Origin of the sequence: Lentzea sp. NPDC058436 (assembly GCF_042721515.1) — a bacterium.
In the GTDB taxonomy this organism is placed as follows: Bacteria; Actinomycetota; Actinomycetes; order Mycobacteriales; family Pseudonocardiaceae; genus Lentzea.
Genome location: NZ_JBHXLF010000007.1, coordinates 59,109 through 74,075 on the forward strand (window position 1 = coordinate 59,109; position 14,967 = coordinate 74,075).

Sequence of the window (14,967 nt, forward strand, 5' to 3'; positions counted from 1 at the left end):
TCCTCTCAGATGAACGCGTTGACGCCCGTGAGCGCGCGACCGATGAGCAGTTTCTGGATCTGGCTGGTGCCCTCGTAGAGGGTGGTGACCCTGGCGTCCCGCAGGTACTTGCCCACGGGGTACTCGTCGATGTAGCCGTAGCCGCCGAAGACCTGGATGGCGCTGTTGGCGACCTTGACCGCGGCCTCGCTGGCGAAGAGCTTCGCCATGCTGGCCTCCGTGCCGAACGGTTCCCCGCGGTCGGCGAGGTCCGCGACGCGCCACGTCAGCAGGCGGGCGGCGTCGGTCTCCACGGCCATGTCGGCGAGCAGTTCCTGGACGAGCTGGAAGCCCGCGATGGGCCTGCCGAACTGCTCGCGTTCCCCGGCGTACTTCAGCGCGGCTTCGAGGGCGCCTCGCGCGGCGCCGACACAGCCCGCCGCGACGGACATGCGGCCCTTGTCGAGCGCGCCCATCGCGAGCTTGAAGCCCTCGGTGCTGAGCAGGGCGTCGTCCGGCACCTCGACGTCGTCGAGGGTGATCTCGGCGGTGGCCTGCCCGCGCATGCCGAGCTTGCCCTTGATCTCGGTGGCGGTGAAGCCGTCGGTGTCCGTGGGGACGAGGAACGCGCTGATGCCCTTCGGACCCGGTCCGCCGGTGCGGGCGAACACGAGCGCGACGTCGGCCCACGTGCCGTTGGTGATGAAGACCTTGCGACCGCTGATGCGGTAGCCGTTGTCGGTCTTGGTGGCCTTGCTGACGAGGTTGCCCGCGTCGCTGCCGGTGCCGGGTTCGGTGAGCGCGAAGCAGCCGACCAGCGTGCCCGAGGTCAGGCCGGGCAGCCAGCGCCGCTTCTGCTCTTCCGTGCCGTGCTTGGCGATCGACTTCGCGACCAGGCCGAGGGAGACCGAGATGATGCCCCGCACAGCGCTGTCCCCGCGCGCGACCTCTTCGAGGACGAGGCAGTAGGCGAGGTTGTCGCCGCCACTCCCTCCGTACTCCTCGTCGATCCCGAGCCCGAGGAACCCGACCTCGCCCAGGGCGGGGACGAGGTCCCTGTCGATCGCCTCGTCGCGGTCCCAGCGCGTGGCGTGCGGCACGATGCGATCGTCGGTGAACCGCCGGGCCAGCTCCCTGAGCTGCCGGTGTTCGTCCGAAAGCGTTAGATCCACGAACCCTCCCGACTAACCGAACAGTGTTAGGTTAACTCACATGCCCCGGCCGAGCACCCCTCTGCTGAGCCCCGATCGCATCAGGTCGGTGGCTCTGGCCATCATCGACCGCGACGGCCTCGACGGCCTGTCCATGCGCAAGCTCGCCGCCGAGCTGGGCGTGCAGGCCGCGTCGCTCTACGGGCACGTCCGCACCAAGGACCAGCTGCTCAACGACATCGCGTCGTCGATCCTGTCCGCGGTCGACGTCTCGGGGTTCTCGGTCGACTGGCGCGAGGGCCTGATCCGATGCGCGCGCTCGTACCGTGCGGCGCTCTCATCGCACCCGAACATCGTGCCGTTCCTCGCGTACGGCCCTGCCGGTCGTGACGAGTCGCTGCACCGCCTCGACCTGCTGCACGGCGCCCTGGTCGACGCCGGCTGGTCGCGCCGCGAGGCCACGATGATCGCCGCGGGCCTGATGTACATCGTGTTCGGCTCCGCGCTGAGCTCGTTCTCCAGCGGGTTCTCGTCCGACCCCGCGGACTACGTCGACCGCTACCCGCACCTCGACCGCGCCCACCTGCTGCCGGGCGTGGCCCGCGAGCTCGACCGCGACAGCTTCGAACTGGCGCTCGCGGCGTTCGTCCGGGGCCTTTAGTGTGCTGGCGTGGCTTCCAAGGCGATCGAGCTAGAGGTCGGTGACCAGCTCGTCCGGGTGTCCAACCCGGACAAGTCGTACTTCCCCGCGCGCGGCATCACCAAGGGACAGGTGGTCGAGTACTACCGCACCGTCGCGCCCGCGCTGCTGTCGGTGCTGCGCGACCGCCCGGTGGTGTTGAAGCGCTACGTCGACGGCGTCGAGGGCGAGGCGTTCTACCAGAAGCGCGTGCCCAAGGGCGCCCCCGAGTACGTGGAGACGGTGCAGGTCCGCTTCCCCTCCGGCCGCCCGGCCGACGAGATCTGCCCGACCTCGGAGGCCGTCATCGTGTGGGCCGCGAACCTCGGCACGTTCGACTTCCACCCGTGGCCTGTCCGCCGTACCGACGTCGACCACCCGGACGAGCTGCGCATCGACCTGGACCCCCAGCCCGGCACGGACTTCTCCGACGCCGCCCGCGTGGCGCTGGTGCTGCGCGAGGTGCTGGCCGACGCCGGCCTGACCGGCTACCCCAAGACCTCCGGCGGCCGCGGCATCCACGTCGCCGTGCGCATCCGCCCCGAGTGGGACTTCATCGACGTCCGGCACGCCGTGATCGCCCTGGCCCGTGAGGTCGAGAAGCGCGCTCCCTCGCTGGCCACCTCGGCGTGGTGGAAGGAAGAACGCGGTGAGCGCGTCTTCATCGACTTCAACCAGGCCGCCCGCGACCGCACGATCGCCTCGGCGTGGTCGGTGCGCGGCACCCCTCGCGCGACCGTCTCCACCCCGGTCCTGTGGGACGATCTGTCCACTGTGGACCCGGACGACTTCGACGTGCTGACCGTGCCGCAGTACCTGAAGGAGCGCGGCGACCTGCACGCCGGGCTGGACTCCGAGGCGTTCGGCATCGAGACGCTGCTGGAGTGGTACGCGGCCGATCCGCGCGGTGAGATGCCGTACCCGCCGGACTACCCGAAGATGCCCGGCGAGCCGATGCGCGTGCAGCCGTCCCGGGCCCGCAAGCAGGAGTAACAGGAGACCGTTTGGTGCCGATCCTGTCTGCGTGACAGCGATCGCGACCGTCGTCGGCTACCTGGCCGAGACCGCCGTGCGCTGGGTGAACGCCTCGTCCGCGCCGATGTCCGGTCTGCTGCGCGGCCGCGTCGAGGCGTACCTGCGCGGGCCAGACTGCGCTTCGCTGCTGGAACTGCTGTGTCAGCTCGACTACACCGAAGAGGGCAAGTTCTACCAGTCGGTGGACCGGGGAGAGCTCGCCGAGGCGTTCCGCCGCGAGTTCCAGCGGGCCGTGCGCAACGAGAGCGCGAGGTCCGCCGACTTCGCGGCGTCGTTGTGGTCCGTCGTCGAGCAGGACGTGCCGTTCCGCGCTGTCGACAGCCGCGACCGGATCCGGATCAACGTGACGGGGCCCGACCGGCCGATCGCGGAACGGCTCGGCCTCGCCGCCGACGTCGGCAGGTGGGCCGCGGCGCGTGCCGCGGGCGAGGTGATCCGTGCCGCGACGGGCCGCGTCCACGGCCGGTTGGTCATGCCGCACTCGAAGGCCGACTTCCGCTTTCCGGTCGACCAGATCTACGTTCCGCGCAAGCTGCTGTGCGGCGACTCCCTCGTCGACGAGGACGAGGTGGCCGACCGGCGGTTCGTGGTGGTGGGGAATCCCGGTGCGGGCAAGAGCACGTTCATCCGGCGGTTGTTGCACCGCGCGGCCTTGGTGCCGTTGCTGGTGCAGCTCAAGCAACATCAGAGGCCTGCCGGCGACTTCGTGACGATCATCGCCGAGGAACTGCGCACCCTGACCCAGCGGGTCGAGGATCCCCGGCACGTGGCGGACCTGCTGGACGCAGGGGAGGCCCTGGTGGTCTTCGACGGGCTGGACGAGGTCGGTGACATCCAGGCCCGCCGCGCGGCGGTGGCGGCGATCGAGGCGTTCGCGGCGCGCTTTCCGCTGGCGCGCATCGTGGTGACGTGTCGTCAGGAGAGCTACCCGGTCGCGAAGCTCGACGCCACGACGTTTCCCGTGCACTGGCTGCCGGACTTCGAACCCGATCAGGTCGCGCGTTACGTGCGCACCTGGTTCGGCCTGGTGTACGCGCCGATGCGGGCGAAGGCGTTCCTGCGCGACAGCGAGCACCTGGCCGATCTCCGGTCGAACCCGCTGATGCTCTCCCTGCTGTGCATGCTCTACCAGAACGACGGCTACATCCCCGAGAACACGGCCGACGTCTACCGCGAGTGTTCCGAGCTGATGCTCGTGCGGTGGGACGCCGTGAGCCAGGTGCCGTCGGTGATCCGGTCGGTGAAACTCGCGAAGTTCCTCGTGCAGGAGTTGGCACAGCACTTCTTCTTCGCTCTCAACGGACAGGGGGACGAGGGCGAGAAGACGCTGGAACGCCTCGTGGTCGCCCACCTGCGCGAGCGTGAGGAGGAGGGCAGGCAGTCGTACCACCAGCAGGCGCGCGAGTTCCTGGACTACTGCGCCGAACGCGCGTGGGTGCTCACCCAGGTCGACACCTCTTTGGACGGTGAGCGGCGGTTCGGCTTCACGCACCGCACGTTCATGGAGTACTACACGGCCTGCTACGTGTTGCGTGCCGAGGAGACCGCCGAGGACATCGTCGAACGCCTGCTGCCGATGATCACGTCGGGCAAGAGCATGGTGGTTCCGCAGATCGCGTTGCAGCTGTACGACAGCTATCGCGCCGATGGTGGTGACATGTGCATCGGACTGCTTCTGCAGAAGGCGAAGCGCGACCCCAAGGTCACCACGTTCTGCGTGGCGTTCCTGGAGCACAACAACCTGCGCAGGGCGACGGTGGAGTCGTTGCTGGAGCACGCTTTCTGGATGCTGGGGCGCACGGGTGACGAACGCCTGCTCGCCGCGCTCAAGGCGGTGCGGCGAGTGAAGCGGACGCGCACCGCCAGCGTCGGACGGGCCGTGCTGGCCCGTGCCGAGCCCGGCAGTGATCTCCGGCTCGGTGCCGCCCTGGTCGTCCGCGTGCCGTCGCTCGCACACGAGGTGCGGCTGGGGGAGGCGCGGCACGGCCTCATGTCGGCAACCGAGTTCGTGCGGGCACACGGGATCCAGGCCGCGGTCTACACCCGTCTGCCTGGCGTCGACGGCTACGTGCCCGGACCCGCCGCCAAGTCGTACGGGGACAGCTGGATGGCGAACGACCTGTTCCGGCACCTGCAGACGAGCTGGCACCTGGTGCTGCCGATTCCCGCCTCCGTGCTGCCCGCGATCAGCGAGGAGCTCCGGCGACCGAACCGGGCCGCAGCGGCCGCGTCGCGCACGCCGGGGCCGCTGATGTTCGTCGCGATCGTCGAGGCCGCGATCGCCGGTCCGAGTCCCGAACTCGCCCGGCAACTGCTGGAGCTCTGCCCGGTGCGCGTCGAGCTGGAGCCGTTCCGCGTCATGGTCGAGAGGTGGGGGCGCGGAGAGGTGGCGTTCGTCGATCCCGATCGGTGATGATCACGGCATGGATCCGGGGCCGCAGGACGCCGAGGCGTACCGCGACAGGCTGGGTCTGCACGGCGACGTGGTGCGGTTCGAGGACGGGTCGCTGCCCGTCTTCGCCATCGGGGACGAGCTGGTGCTCAAGCTGTTCCCGCCGCGGTACCACGACGAGGTGGCGGTCGAGGTCGCGGTGATGGAGGCGGTGCACGGCAGGCTGCCCGTGCCCACGCCTCGGTTGCACGACACCGGGTTGCTCGACGACTGGGCGTACGTGCTGATGTCGCGGCTGCGCGGTGACGAACCCCGCGTACCGGACGTCGAGGTCAGCGCGCAGGTCGGTGACATGCTGAAGGCGCTGCACGCGATCGCGCCGCCGGAGGTGCTGGGGCCGCGGGACTGGGCGGCGTTCGTGGGGGAGCAGCGGGCCACATGCGTTGAACAGCAACGGAAACACGGTCTTAACAGGTTGTGGTTGGAACGGATCTCCGAGTTCCTCGACGGTGTCGAGTTCGGTGACGAACCTCCGGTTCTGTTGCACACCGAGGTGATGAGCGCGCATCTTCTGTCGCGGAACGGGAGGCTGTCCGGGCTGTTCGACTTCGAGCCGGCGATGCGCGGGGCGTTCGAGTACGACTTCGCCAGCGTCGGTGTGTTCGTGACGAAAGGCGATCCGCGCTGCTGGAAGGCTTTGGTGGACGCGTACGGGCGGGTGCCGCGGCCGGAGCGCGTGATGGCGTACGCGTTGCTGCACGTGTACTCGAACATGCCCTGGTACATGCGTGAGATGCCGGGCGGTGACTCGTTCGGTGAACTCGCCGCGCGGTGGTTCGGTGCGTGAGTGAGCCAACCGGCTGTATCGGGAACGGATCTACTCGCCGTTCTCGTAGACTGGACGAAACGCGAGAGGAGGTCGTGATGTCCCAGCCTTATGTCGTGCGGTACGTCGGCGGTCCCCTCGACGGCAGGGTCGACTCGCTGCCGTCCACGCCGGACGACCCGAAGCAGACCGTCACGTACGTGCACCTGCACGGCGGGCCCAAGATCGTGCACGTCTACGACCTGTCGTACGCCGTCGAGTACGGGTGCGAGTACCGGCTGCGCGCCGAAGAGGTCGAGAAGGCCGAAGAAGCCTGACCCTCCCAGTCGTGGGAGCGCTCTCGCGACTCTTTCCCCTGATGATGATCTTGAGCTTGACCCTGTGCTCAGAATTGTCGGGGGTGTAGGGCATGCTGGGGCACAGGTGTTCGATTGGGGAGGCAGCGCGATGGCGAAGAAGAGCGGGCTGTCGGTGGAGGACGTCGCCGATCTGCGCGCGCAGTTGGACGAGGGCACTCAGCCGATGGTGTGGTTCACGGCGGCCGCGGTCGGCATGGAGGAGGGCAGGTCGGCGAAGCTGCTGGCCGTCACGGATCCTCCCGAGGGCGACTTCATCCAGGTCCGGCCCACGGGCTCGAAGGACGAGATGTCGTTCGGCCTGGCCGAGCTGACGCTGGAGAAGCCCCCGCCCCGCAAGAAGCCGGCCACCCCGCCTCCGGCGCCGGTGGAGCCGCCGCGCGAGACTGAGGTCATTCATCCCTACGTTCCGGAGGCGCCGGTGAAGCCCGCGGCCCCCAAGCCGAAACCCGCACCCGCTCCGGCTCCTGTCGAGCAGGCGCCGGTGAAGCCCGCCCGCAAGCCCGCGGCGAAGAGCGCCACCGTCCCCGAGGTCACCGTCACGCTGGTGACGACAGGCGAGGGCGAGTGGTCCGTGGAGGTGCTCCAGGGCACCCGCAGGGCGGTCAAGCCGACACCGGTGCCGCCCGCCGCCGTGGCCCAGGCCGCGAAGCTGCTCACGCCCGAGGTCGCCGAGATCGTCGAGGGCGTCCTGAACGCGGCGCGTGCCCAGCAGCTCGCTCGGGTGGAGCAGTTGCGCGCTGAACTGGAGGCAGCCCAGAAGGCCCTGGAGGACCTGGGCGCGTAGCGGTATCACGCGCTGCGACGCCCCGGTGGTTGTGCGGACGCGTTCGGGTGAGAGGGGTTCCCAGGGCTGGTGCCGGGGCGGACCGTGAGGTGCGCGGATGTCCCGCGGCAGGTCCGGCTTGGAGGACGGGGAGGCCCTGATGGGTACGTGTGGGTGCTGTTCCGGGTGCACGGGTCCCGGCTGCGGCTGCTGTTCCAGCTGCTGACACGAGGATTTGGGCGGGGAGCCTTCAACGCGTCGTGGTCACGCGAAAGGCTCCCCGCGCCATGTCCGGGGCGGGACTGCTTGGATGGCGGGGTGACCGCGTACGACGTCGCCCAGCGCCTGCCCGCCATCAAGGAACTCCGCGCGCTGTGTCGTGTGCTCGGCGCGCTGGACGTGGTGCTCGACCCTGAGAGCGAGGACCGCTACCACCTCCACGACCTCGCGTGGGCTCCCGGACAGGAGCTGGCGTCGATGCGGGACGGCTCGGGCAACGAGTACTCGATCGTGTTCACGGCCGCGGGGGCGTACGTGCGCGGGTTCGACCACGAGTCGCCGATGAGTCCTTACGCGACCGACGACGAGCAGCCGTGGCCGGGTGTCCTCGACTCGGTGCCCGGCGTGTTCCGCGAGTGCGTGGAGGAACCGGCGTTCTCGGACGAGTCCGGCACGCCGTACGTCACGGTCTGCCTGTGGCGCGAGCACGGTGACACCGCCTGGCACCACGGCGACATCACGTTTCCCGAGACCGGCCAGGACGGGGCCGACTGGCTGTTCGGCCTGCTGACCGACCGCACGCCCGAGGCGTTCCGGAAGTGGGCGCAGGACTACTACGAGATGCCGGTCGACCTGGACGCCGTGCGGCACGTCTACGCCGGGCGTCCGCTGACCGAGGAGGTCGTGACCGCGCTCAACCCGGCCACGACCCTCGCCGCCGTCGCCGACGAGGTCGCCGCGACCGGTCACCCGGTCGGCTGACCGGTCAGGGCGGGCAGACGGTGCCGTTCGACGGCACCTTCGCGTCGACCAGGTAGTCGCGGACCGCCGTCGTCGCGCATCCCGACAGGCCCAGGGCGCCGTGCCCGCTGCCCTGCCAGCCGATCAACGACGACCCCGGCAGCCGCTGCGCCGCGTGCTCGGTGCCCGGCGCGGGGGTGGAGACGTCGTTGGCCGTGCTCAGGACCACGATCGGCGGCGCGCTCTTCAGCGGCTCGACCTTCTCGGCCTTCGGCGGCACGAACGGGTTGCAGTGCAGCAGCTGGCGGGCGAACAGCGCGCCGAACATCGCGTGCTTCGACTGCCAGTCGGCGGTGAGGGCCTTCACCCGGTCCGGCGGGATGCGGGTGGAGGTGTCGTTGCAGCCGATGATCAGGCCCGCGTCGAAGCGCGGCGGGTTCTCGTCCAGGTCGTTGACCAGCGGGTCGAGCAGGGCGAACAGGCCCGTGCTGTCGCCGGCGCGTGCCTTCACCAGCGCGTCGGCCAGCGCGGGCCACTTCGCGCGGTCGGCCAGGCCCGCGACGATCGCGTTCAGCGCGGAGCCGGGGGTCATGTCGATGTAGTCGCCGCGCACGCGTCCGGAGCGCAGCTGGGTCAGGAGCGCGGCGACGTCCTCACGCGGGTTGGCCAGGGCGCAGCCGCGGGTCTTGCAGTCGCGGGCGAACGCGTCGAACGTCGCCTCGGCCGCGACGGCGCGGGACTCCAGGACGCCGACCTGGTCGAGCGACGGGTCCGGGGCGCCGTCGAGGACGGTGCGGCCGATGCGGTTCGGGTAGCGCTGCGCGTAGGTGGTGATGACGCGCGAACCCTCGCCGAGGCCGATGGCGTTGAGTCGCTCGGAGCCGAGGAACTCGCGGAGCCGTTCGAGGTCGGCGGCCGCGCGCCACGAGTCGAACGCGGTCAGCCTGCCCTCCAGGTCGAGCACGCACTCCTGCGACGCCTCACCGGCGGCCACCACGAGGTTCGACTGCTCGGTCTCGGCGGGGTCGTACTCCATGAGCAACGCGCGCGTTGCCGGCGGCACGCACGACATGCCGTCCGAACGGCCCGTGCCACGCCGGTCCATGCCGATGATCGTGTACGTGCTGAGGACGTCCTTCGGCAACGCCGCAGCCAGCCGCGCGGCCTTCAGCGTGCCGGGCTCACCGCCGGGGTCGTTGACCACGACCAGCGCGCTCTTGCCCGTGCCGATCCGCGTCAGCGCGATGCCGAGCTGACCGCGGCCGGGACGTCCCGGCGGGTCGAGCACGGCGGTCATGCGCGCGCATTCGTACTTCTGGTCGCCCTGGGGAGCATCCGGGCCGAAGCGGTCCTTCATCTGCTCGTTGCACTGCGACCACTGCAGCGAGTCCGTCTTGTACTCGCCGAGCGGCGGCACGGGCTGAGGCCCGGCGAGCGCGCTCTGGTCGACGGGCTGGTTCTCCTCGCCCTTGACCGCGATCACCGGCCGGTTCGAGGGACCCGCGCTGCACGCCGTCAGCACGCTCACTGCCAGTAGGGCCAAGGCAGCGCGACGCACAGATTTCCTCACTCTCATCCACACTCCGGGAGGCCGAGCCTCGCATGCCACAGGTGAATTGAAGGTGAGACAGGATGGGGGGCATGGATCACGCCGACCGGCTGCCCGTCGCCCGTCTCACGGGCGGCGTCCCGCCGACGGCGCTCGTGCTGCTCGGCATCGTCAGCGTGCAGGTCGGCGCCGCCTTCGCCAAGCAGCTGTTCGCGGTCGCGGGCTCGGCGGGCACGGTGACGTTGCGCCTGGTCATGGCCGCGCTCATCCTCGTCGCGATCTGGCGCCCGTCGCTGCGGCTCGACCGCAGGACGCTCGTCACGATCGCCACCTACGGCGCGGTGCTCGCCGCGATGAACCTCTGCTTCTACGCGTCGCTCGCCCGCATCCCGCTCGGCGCGGCCGTCACGATCGAGTTCCTCGGCCCGCTCGCGGTGGCCGTCGCGGGGTCGCGGCGCTGGCTCGACGGCGTGTGGGTGCTGCTCGCCGCCACCGGGGTCGTGCTGCTCACGGGCGTGCAGGGCGGTCTGTTGTGGACGGGCGTGCTGTTCGCGCTGGCCGCGGGCGGGTGCTGGGCGGCGTACATCCTGGTGACGGCCAAGCTCGGCAGCCAGACGACGGACGGCAAGGGGCTCGCGCTCGCGATGGTCATCGGGTCGGTGATCGCGCTGCCGTTCGGCATCACGTCGGCGGGCACCGCGATGCTCGACCCGGTGCTGCTCGCGGCGGGGTTCGCGGTCGCGCTGATGTCGTCGGTGATCCCGTACTCGCTGGAGCTGGAAGCGTTGCGCCGCATGCCACCGCGTGTGTTCGGGATCCTGATGTCGATGGAGCCGGCCGTCGCCGCGCTCGCCGGTCTGCTGCTGCTCGGCGAGCACCTGAAACCCGCGCAGTGGGCCGCAGTCTGCTGCGTCGTGATCGCGTCCGTCGGTGCGACGCGATCGGCCAAACCGGACGTCTAACGGGCTCGGAGCTCACCCTTCAGCACCGACGCCACGTCGTAGCGGGCCGGGATCTCCAGCTGGTCGTAGCGGCACGACAGCGGTTCGCGGTCCGGCCGCCACCGTGCGAACTGACCGTTGTGCCGCAGCCGCACCGGGTGCTCGCCCTCGGTCTGCGTGTAGTGGATCTCCAGCACCCGCTCGGGTCGCAGCGCCACGTACTCGGCCTGCTTGCCGCGCCACCGGTTGATCTCGCCGGGAATCCGTTGCCCCTGCTGGGGATTCGCCCACGGGTGGTCGTCGCCCGTGGTGATCAGCGGCGCCAGTTCGGCGGCGAGCTCACGCCGTTCGGCCGCCTTGAACGAACCGCACACGCCGATGTGGTGCAGCAGGTCGTTCGAGTCGTACACACCGAGCAACAACGAGCCGACCGCCGTGCCCGGCTCCGTGTCCTTGTGCCAGCGCAGGCCCGCGAGCACGACGTCGGCGGTGCGGGCGTGCTTCACCTTGATCATCGAACGCTTGCCCGGCGTGTACGGGCCGTCCGACGGCTTGCCCATCACCCCGTCCAGCCCGGCGCCCTCGAACAGCGTGAACCACTGCTTCGCCGTCTCGACGGACGTCGTCGCGGGCGTCACGTTCAGCCCGCCGAGGTTCAGCAACGCCTCGCGCCGCGCGACCGTCGGCGACTCCAGCAGCACCTCGGACCCGAGCGCCAGCAGGTCGAACGCGACGAACGTGGCCGGCGTCGACTCCGAGAGCAGCGCCACCCGCGAGGCCGCCGGGTGGATGCGCTCGGACAACGCGTCGAAGTCCAGCTCGTCGTTCTTCGCGACCACGAGCTCGCCGTCGACGACCACGCGGTCGGGCAGCACGTCGAGCATCGACGCGGCGACCTCGGGGAAGTAGCGGTTGAGCGGCTTGCCGCTGCGCGACTGCAGCAGCACCTCGTCGCCGGCGCGGAACACCACGCACCGGAACCCGTCCCACTTCGGTTCGAAGAACAGGTTCGCGTCGTCCGGGATCCCGTCCACCGCGGTGGCGAGCATCGGCTGCAGAGGTGGCGTCAGCGGTAGGTCCACGCGGACATCCTGCCTCTTCAGCTGGAATTTCGCCGCTGGTAGCGCAACAACAGCACGTCGTCCGCGCGCAGCACCGACGCCAGCGCGAGGTCCACCGGCGGGGTCACCGAACCGTGCGCGATCCGCGACGCGTCCCCGACCGCGAGCACCGGCGCCACGGTGAGGTTCAGCGCGTCCACCAGCCCTTCGGCCACCATCGACCCGAACAGCCGCGGCCCGCCTTCGAGGTTGATCCGGTGCAGCCCGCGTGCCGCCAGTGCGGCGACGGCCAGCCCCAGGTCGACCTCGGTCTCCCCGGCGACGACCACGTCCGCCGGCAGCGCGGGCAGGTCCGCGGCCTCGGTCGTGATCACGATCGGCGGCACGGCGGTGTCGGTGAACAGCGGCAGGTCCGGCGTCAGCGACCCGCGGGCCGTGACCACGGCGATCGGCAACGGCCTGGCGCGCCGCGCACTCCGGTACCCCTCGGCCAGCACGGTCCCCGCACCCACCAGCACCACGTCCGCGAGCTCGCGCCCGAGCTGGTAGATCCGCTTGTCCGCAGGCGACCCGAGACCCGCCGATCGCCCGTCGACCGACACCGCACCGTCCACGCTGGACACGAAGTTCGCGGTCACCCACGTCCGGTCCGGCGGGTAGGCGTAGAGCGACTCAAGCGCTGTGTCGGTCATCTCAACGCCCGGTGAGGGCCACAACATCTCCACTGAGCCATCCCATCACGCCGATAAGCTCCCGGCATGCGCTTGTCCGACCGGGATCCCGTGATCAGTCCAGACGAGCTGATCGAGAACCTGGTGCCGCCACCGAGGTTCGACACCGTCAGCTTCGACACCTACATCCCCAACCCGGACGAGCCCTCGCAGGCCGCCGCGGTCGAGGCGGGCCGCGTGTTCGCCGCGCGGGTCAGCACCCGCCGCAGGAAGTGGTCGCTCTTCGGCTCCCGCGACGACGAACCGGGCAAGCTCGGCCTCTACCTCGACGGCGGCTTCGGCGTCGGCAAGACCCACCTGCTCGCCTCCCTCTGGCACGCCGTCCCCGGCCCGAAGGCGTACGGCACGTTCGTCGAGCTGACGAACATGGTCGGCGTCCTCACCTTCCCCGAGGCCGTGAAGCGGCTGTCGGCCCACAAGCTGCTCGCCATCGACGAGTTCGAGCTCGACGACCCCGGCGACACCATGCTGGTCACCCGCCTCATCAAGGAGCTGATGGCGGCGGGCGTCCACATCGCCGCCACCTCGAACACGCTGCCGGACAAGCTCGGCGAGGGCCGCTTCGCCGCCGCCGACTTCCTGCGCGAGATCCAGTCGATGTCGTCGAAGTTCGACGTCGTCCGCGTCGACGGCCCCGACTACCGCCACCGCGGCCTGCCGGACGCCCCCTCACCGATGTCAGACGGTGAACTGGTCGTTAGAGCCTCTAACACCGAGAACTCGACCCTCGACGACTTCGACGACCTGTGCAAGGCGCTCGGCCGCATCCACCCGTCGAAGTACGGCAGGCTGCTCGACGGCGTCAGCGCCGTGCACCTCAAGGACGTCAAGCCGGCGCCCGACCAGAACGTCGGGCTGCGGCTCGTGGCGTTCGGCGACAGGCTCTACGACCGCGACATCCCGGTGGCGGTGTCGGGGCAGCCGCTGTCGGAGCTGTTCACCGACGAGATGCTGCGCGGCGGTTACCGCAAGAAGTACTTGCGGGCGGTGTCGCGGCTCGTCGCACTAAGCCGCTGACCAGACGACGTCACGGCCCGCGCGGGCGTAGAAGCGGTGCAGTTCGGCGTCGATCCGCGCCGAGTCCGCGTCGCTGAGCACGACCGACGGGTCGGTGTGCGGCCACGATCGGACGATCCGGGCGCGCAGCCCGGCCGGTGGGTGTTCACGCCACAGCGAGGACTCGGCGATCGACTTCTCCGCCGCGGCCTCCACGTCGACCGAAGCGCGCCACGCGTTCACGGCCTCCCGCCACCGCGCCGCGCCGGGGTGGTTGCGGCGGGCCGTCTCGGCGTTCGCCTGCGTACCGCGCTCGGCGGCCGCGATCGCGCCGCGGAGTTGTTCGCCGGTGGTGAGGTCCGTCATCAACGCCGCCGTGGCGGCCGACCCGGCCAGGCGCACGGCGAGCGCGTCGGCGCAGTACTCCGCTCGCTGGTGGTCGCGCGAGGCCACCGCCATGACACCGATGGCGAGGGCCACGAACAGCTTCTCCAGCAACACCTGGAACGGCCACAGCGCGCGCTCGGCCAGCTGGCTCAGCAGGTTGTCGCTGACGAACGAGTCGGACGGCCGGACCAGGTCGGCCAGGATCAACGGTGTGCGCACCGCGGGTTCTGTCAGCAGGCCGCGCGACGGGTCGCCGTTCACGAAGTGCCCGAACTCGTGCCCGAGCAACGCCACCCGCTGCTGCGGCGAGAGCACACCGAACAACGGCAGCCCGATCGTCAGCGTCCGCCGCCGGAGCCATCCGTGGGCGCCCGCCGAGGCGTTGAACTCGGCGTCCAGCGCGATCCGGTCCGGCAGCCGCGTTCCGGCCGCCGCCGCGACCCGGTCGAGCAGTGCGAACAACACGGGCGCGTCGTCGCGGTGCAGCTCGTGCCACACGTCCTCCGGGCTCCACAGCCGCGGTCGCAGCGCCCAGGCGACCAGCAGCAGCGGCACTCCGGCGACAATCGGGAAGAACGACGGGAAGTCCCGCGTCACGAGCCACACGCTGAACATGGCGAGCGCGGCGACCGAAGCCACCAGGACCACGGAGATGGCGGCCAGTGCCGCGCGTGCCGCGGTCCACTGCGGGCGGGTGGGCGGAGTGCCCTCGTACGCGGCGTACTGCGCGGCGTCGAGTCTGAGCGCGAGCTTCTTCGAACATCCCCCAGGCATGCGCGGGAGTATGACTGAACCCGTTCGGCGAGTTTGACTCCGGCGGCGTTCGAGTATCCACTGGAAGCGGGCGGGAATGATGACGTCCCGACGCCCTCCGGAGGCACTGATGCTGAGTGAAGCCGAACGCCGCTCGCTCCAGGAGATCGAGCAGCGGTTGCTGGCGGACGAGCCGAGACTCGCCCGCACGATGAACCGCCAGGTGCGGCCCTGGCTGTTCTACGGACTCCTGCTGGTCTTCGGCGGCCTCGCGGTGCTGCTGACGGTGATCGGCGCGTTCGGCCCCGCCTTCCAGTGCCTGCTGGTCACGGCGGCGGTGCTGGCGTTCCGCAAGTTCCCCTACCGCATCCGCTAGCCGCGAAACTCGCTGGCTTTCCCGGCCTC

15 protein-coding genes are annotated in these 14,967 nt (G+C 70.3%); 10 read left to right on the forward strand and 5 right to left on the reverse strand.

Features of this window, described 5'->3' with window-relative positions; translation table 11 throughout:
* Positions 1 to 5 precede the first annotated feature (5 nt).
* The gene (locus tag ACFWN2_RS25375; RefSeq protein WP_382431311.1) at positions 6 to 1,151 is read right to left on the reverse strand and encodes an acyl-CoA dehydrogenase family protein; all 1,146 of its coding nucleotides are present in this window, start codon (positions 1,149 to 1,151) and stop codon (positions 6 to 8) included.
* A gap of 40 nt (positions 1,152 to 1,191) precedes the next feature.
* On the opposite strand from ACFWN2_RS25375, the gene ACFWN2_RS25380 reads away from it, so the two are divergent.
* The 7 genes from ACFWN2_RS25380 (at position 1,192) to ACFWN2_RS25410 (ending at position 8,165) form a co-directional block, all read left to right on the forward strand.
* On the forward strand, positions 1,192 to 1,791 hold the full coding sequence (locus ACFWN2_RS25380; protein ID WP_382431313.1) for a TetR/AcrR family transcriptional regulator: 600 nt from the start codon (positions 1,192 to 1,194) through the stop codon (positions 1,789 to 1,791).
* Between the two features lie 9 nt (positions 1,792 to 1,800).
* A complete protein-coding gene (gene ligD, locus ACFWN2_RS25385) occupies positions 1,801 to 2,802 on the forward strand; it encodes a non-homologous end-joining DNA ligase (protein ID WP_382431315.1) in 1,002 nt (333 codons plus the stop codon).
* A gap of 31 nt (positions 2,803 to 2,833) precedes the next feature.
* On the forward strand, positions 2,834 to 5,257 hold the full coding sequence (locus ACFWN2_RS25390) for an NACHT domain-containing protein (RefSeq protein WP_382431317.1): 2,424 nt from the start codon (positions 2,834 to 2,836) through the stop codon (positions 5,255 to 5,257).
* Positions 5,258 to 5,267: 10 nt separating this feature from the next.
* On the forward strand, positions 5,268 to 6,083 hold the full coding sequence (locus ACFWN2_RS25395; protein ID WP_382431319.1) for a phosphotransferase family protein: 816 nt from the start codon (positions 5,268 to 5,270) through the stop codon (positions 6,081 to 6,083).
* A gap of 77 nt (positions 6,084 to 6,160) precedes the next feature.
* Positions 6,161 to 6,379 carry a hypothetical protein gene (locus tag ACFWN2_RS25400; RefSeq protein WP_253327825.1) on the forward strand — a complete coding sequence of 73 codons (219 nt, stop codon included), beginning with the start codon at positions 6,161 to 6,163 and terminating at the stop codon, positions 6,377 to 6,379.
* A 130-nt stretch (positions 6,380 to 6,509) separates the two neighbouring features.
* Complete coding sequence (locus ACFWN2_RS25405; RefSeq protein WP_382431322.1) at positions 6,510 to 7,205, forward strand: DUF6319 family protein; 696 nt, start codon at positions 6,510 to 6,512, stop codon at positions 7,203 to 7,205.
* Between the two features lie 297 nt (positions 7,206 to 7,502).
* The gene (locus tag ACFWN2_RS25410; RefSeq protein ID WP_382431324.1) at positions 7,503 to 8,165 is read left to right on the forward strand and encodes a hypothetical protein; all 663 of its coding nucleotides are present in this window, start codon (positions 7,503 to 7,505) and stop codon (positions 8,163 to 8,165) included.
* Between the two features lie 4 nt (positions 8,166 to 8,169).
* Here ACFWN2_RS25410 and ACFWN2_RS25415 read toward each other — a convergent pair whose 3' ends face one another.
* Positions 8,170 to 9,672 (reverse strand): alpha/beta hydrolase, encoded by a 1,503-nt coding sequence (locus tag ACFWN2_RS25415; RefSeq protein WP_382431326.1) that lies wholly within the window; start codon positions 9,670 to 9,672, stop codon positions 8,170 to 8,172.
* Positions 9,673 to 9,785: 113 nt separating this feature from the next.
* Between ACFWN2_RS25415 and ACFWN2_RS25420 the strand changes: the two genes are divergently transcribed.
* Positions 9,786 to 10,655: a DMT family transporter gene (locus tag ACFWN2_RS25420; protein WP_382431328.1), complete on the forward strand. Its 870-nt coding sequence runs from the start codon at positions 9,786 to 9,788 to the stop codon at positions 10,653 to 10,655.
* Here the strand turns inward: ACFWN2_RS25420 and ACFWN2_RS25425 are convergent.
* Both ACFWN2_RS25425 and ACFWN2_RS25430 read right to left on the reverse strand, forming a co-directional pair.
* Complete coding sequence (locus ACFWN2_RS25425) at positions 10,652 to 11,716, reverse strand: ATP-dependent DNA ligase (RefSeq protein ID WP_382431330.1); 1,065 nt, start codon at positions 11,714 to 11,716, stop codon at positions 10,652 to 10,654. The genes ACFWN2_RS25420 and ACFWN2_RS25425 overlap by 4 nt on opposite strands.
* A gap of 17 nt (positions 11,717 to 11,733) precedes the next feature.
* A complete protein-coding gene (locus ACFWN2_RS25430) occupies positions 11,734 to 12,387 on the reverse strand; it encodes a dihydrofolate reductase family protein (protein WP_382431332.1) in 654 nt (217 codons plus the stop codon).
* Positions 12,388 to 12,453: 66 nt separating this feature from the next.
* Here ACFWN2_RS25430 and zapE point away from each other — a divergent pair, with 66 nt between their 5' ends.
* Positions 12,454 to 13,443 carry a cell division protein ZapE gene (gene zapE, locus ACFWN2_RS25435; RefSeq protein ID WP_382431335.1) on the forward strand — a complete coding sequence of 330 codons (990 nt, stop codon included), beginning with the start codon at positions 12,454 to 12,456 and terminating at the stop codon, positions 13,441 to 13,443.
* Here zapE and ACFWN2_RS25440 read toward each other — a convergent pair.
* Entirely contained in the window at positions 13,432 to 14,583 is a 1,152-nt protein-coding gene (locus tag ACFWN2_RS25440) for a M48 family metalloprotease (RefSeq protein ID WP_382431337.1), read from the reverse strand. The two genes, zapE and ACFWN2_RS25440, sit on opposite strands and share 12 nt — an antisense overlap.
* Positions 14,584 to 14,692: 109 nt before the next feature.
* On the opposite strand from ACFWN2_RS25440, the gene ACFWN2_RS25445 reads away from it, so the two are divergent.
* Complete coding sequence (locus tag ACFWN2_RS25445; protein ID WP_382431339.1) at positions 14,693 to 14,938, forward strand: DUF3040 domain-containing protein; 246 nt, start codon at positions 14,693 to 14,695, stop codon at positions 14,936 to 14,938.
* Positions 14,939 to 14,967 lie beyond the last annotated feature (29 nt).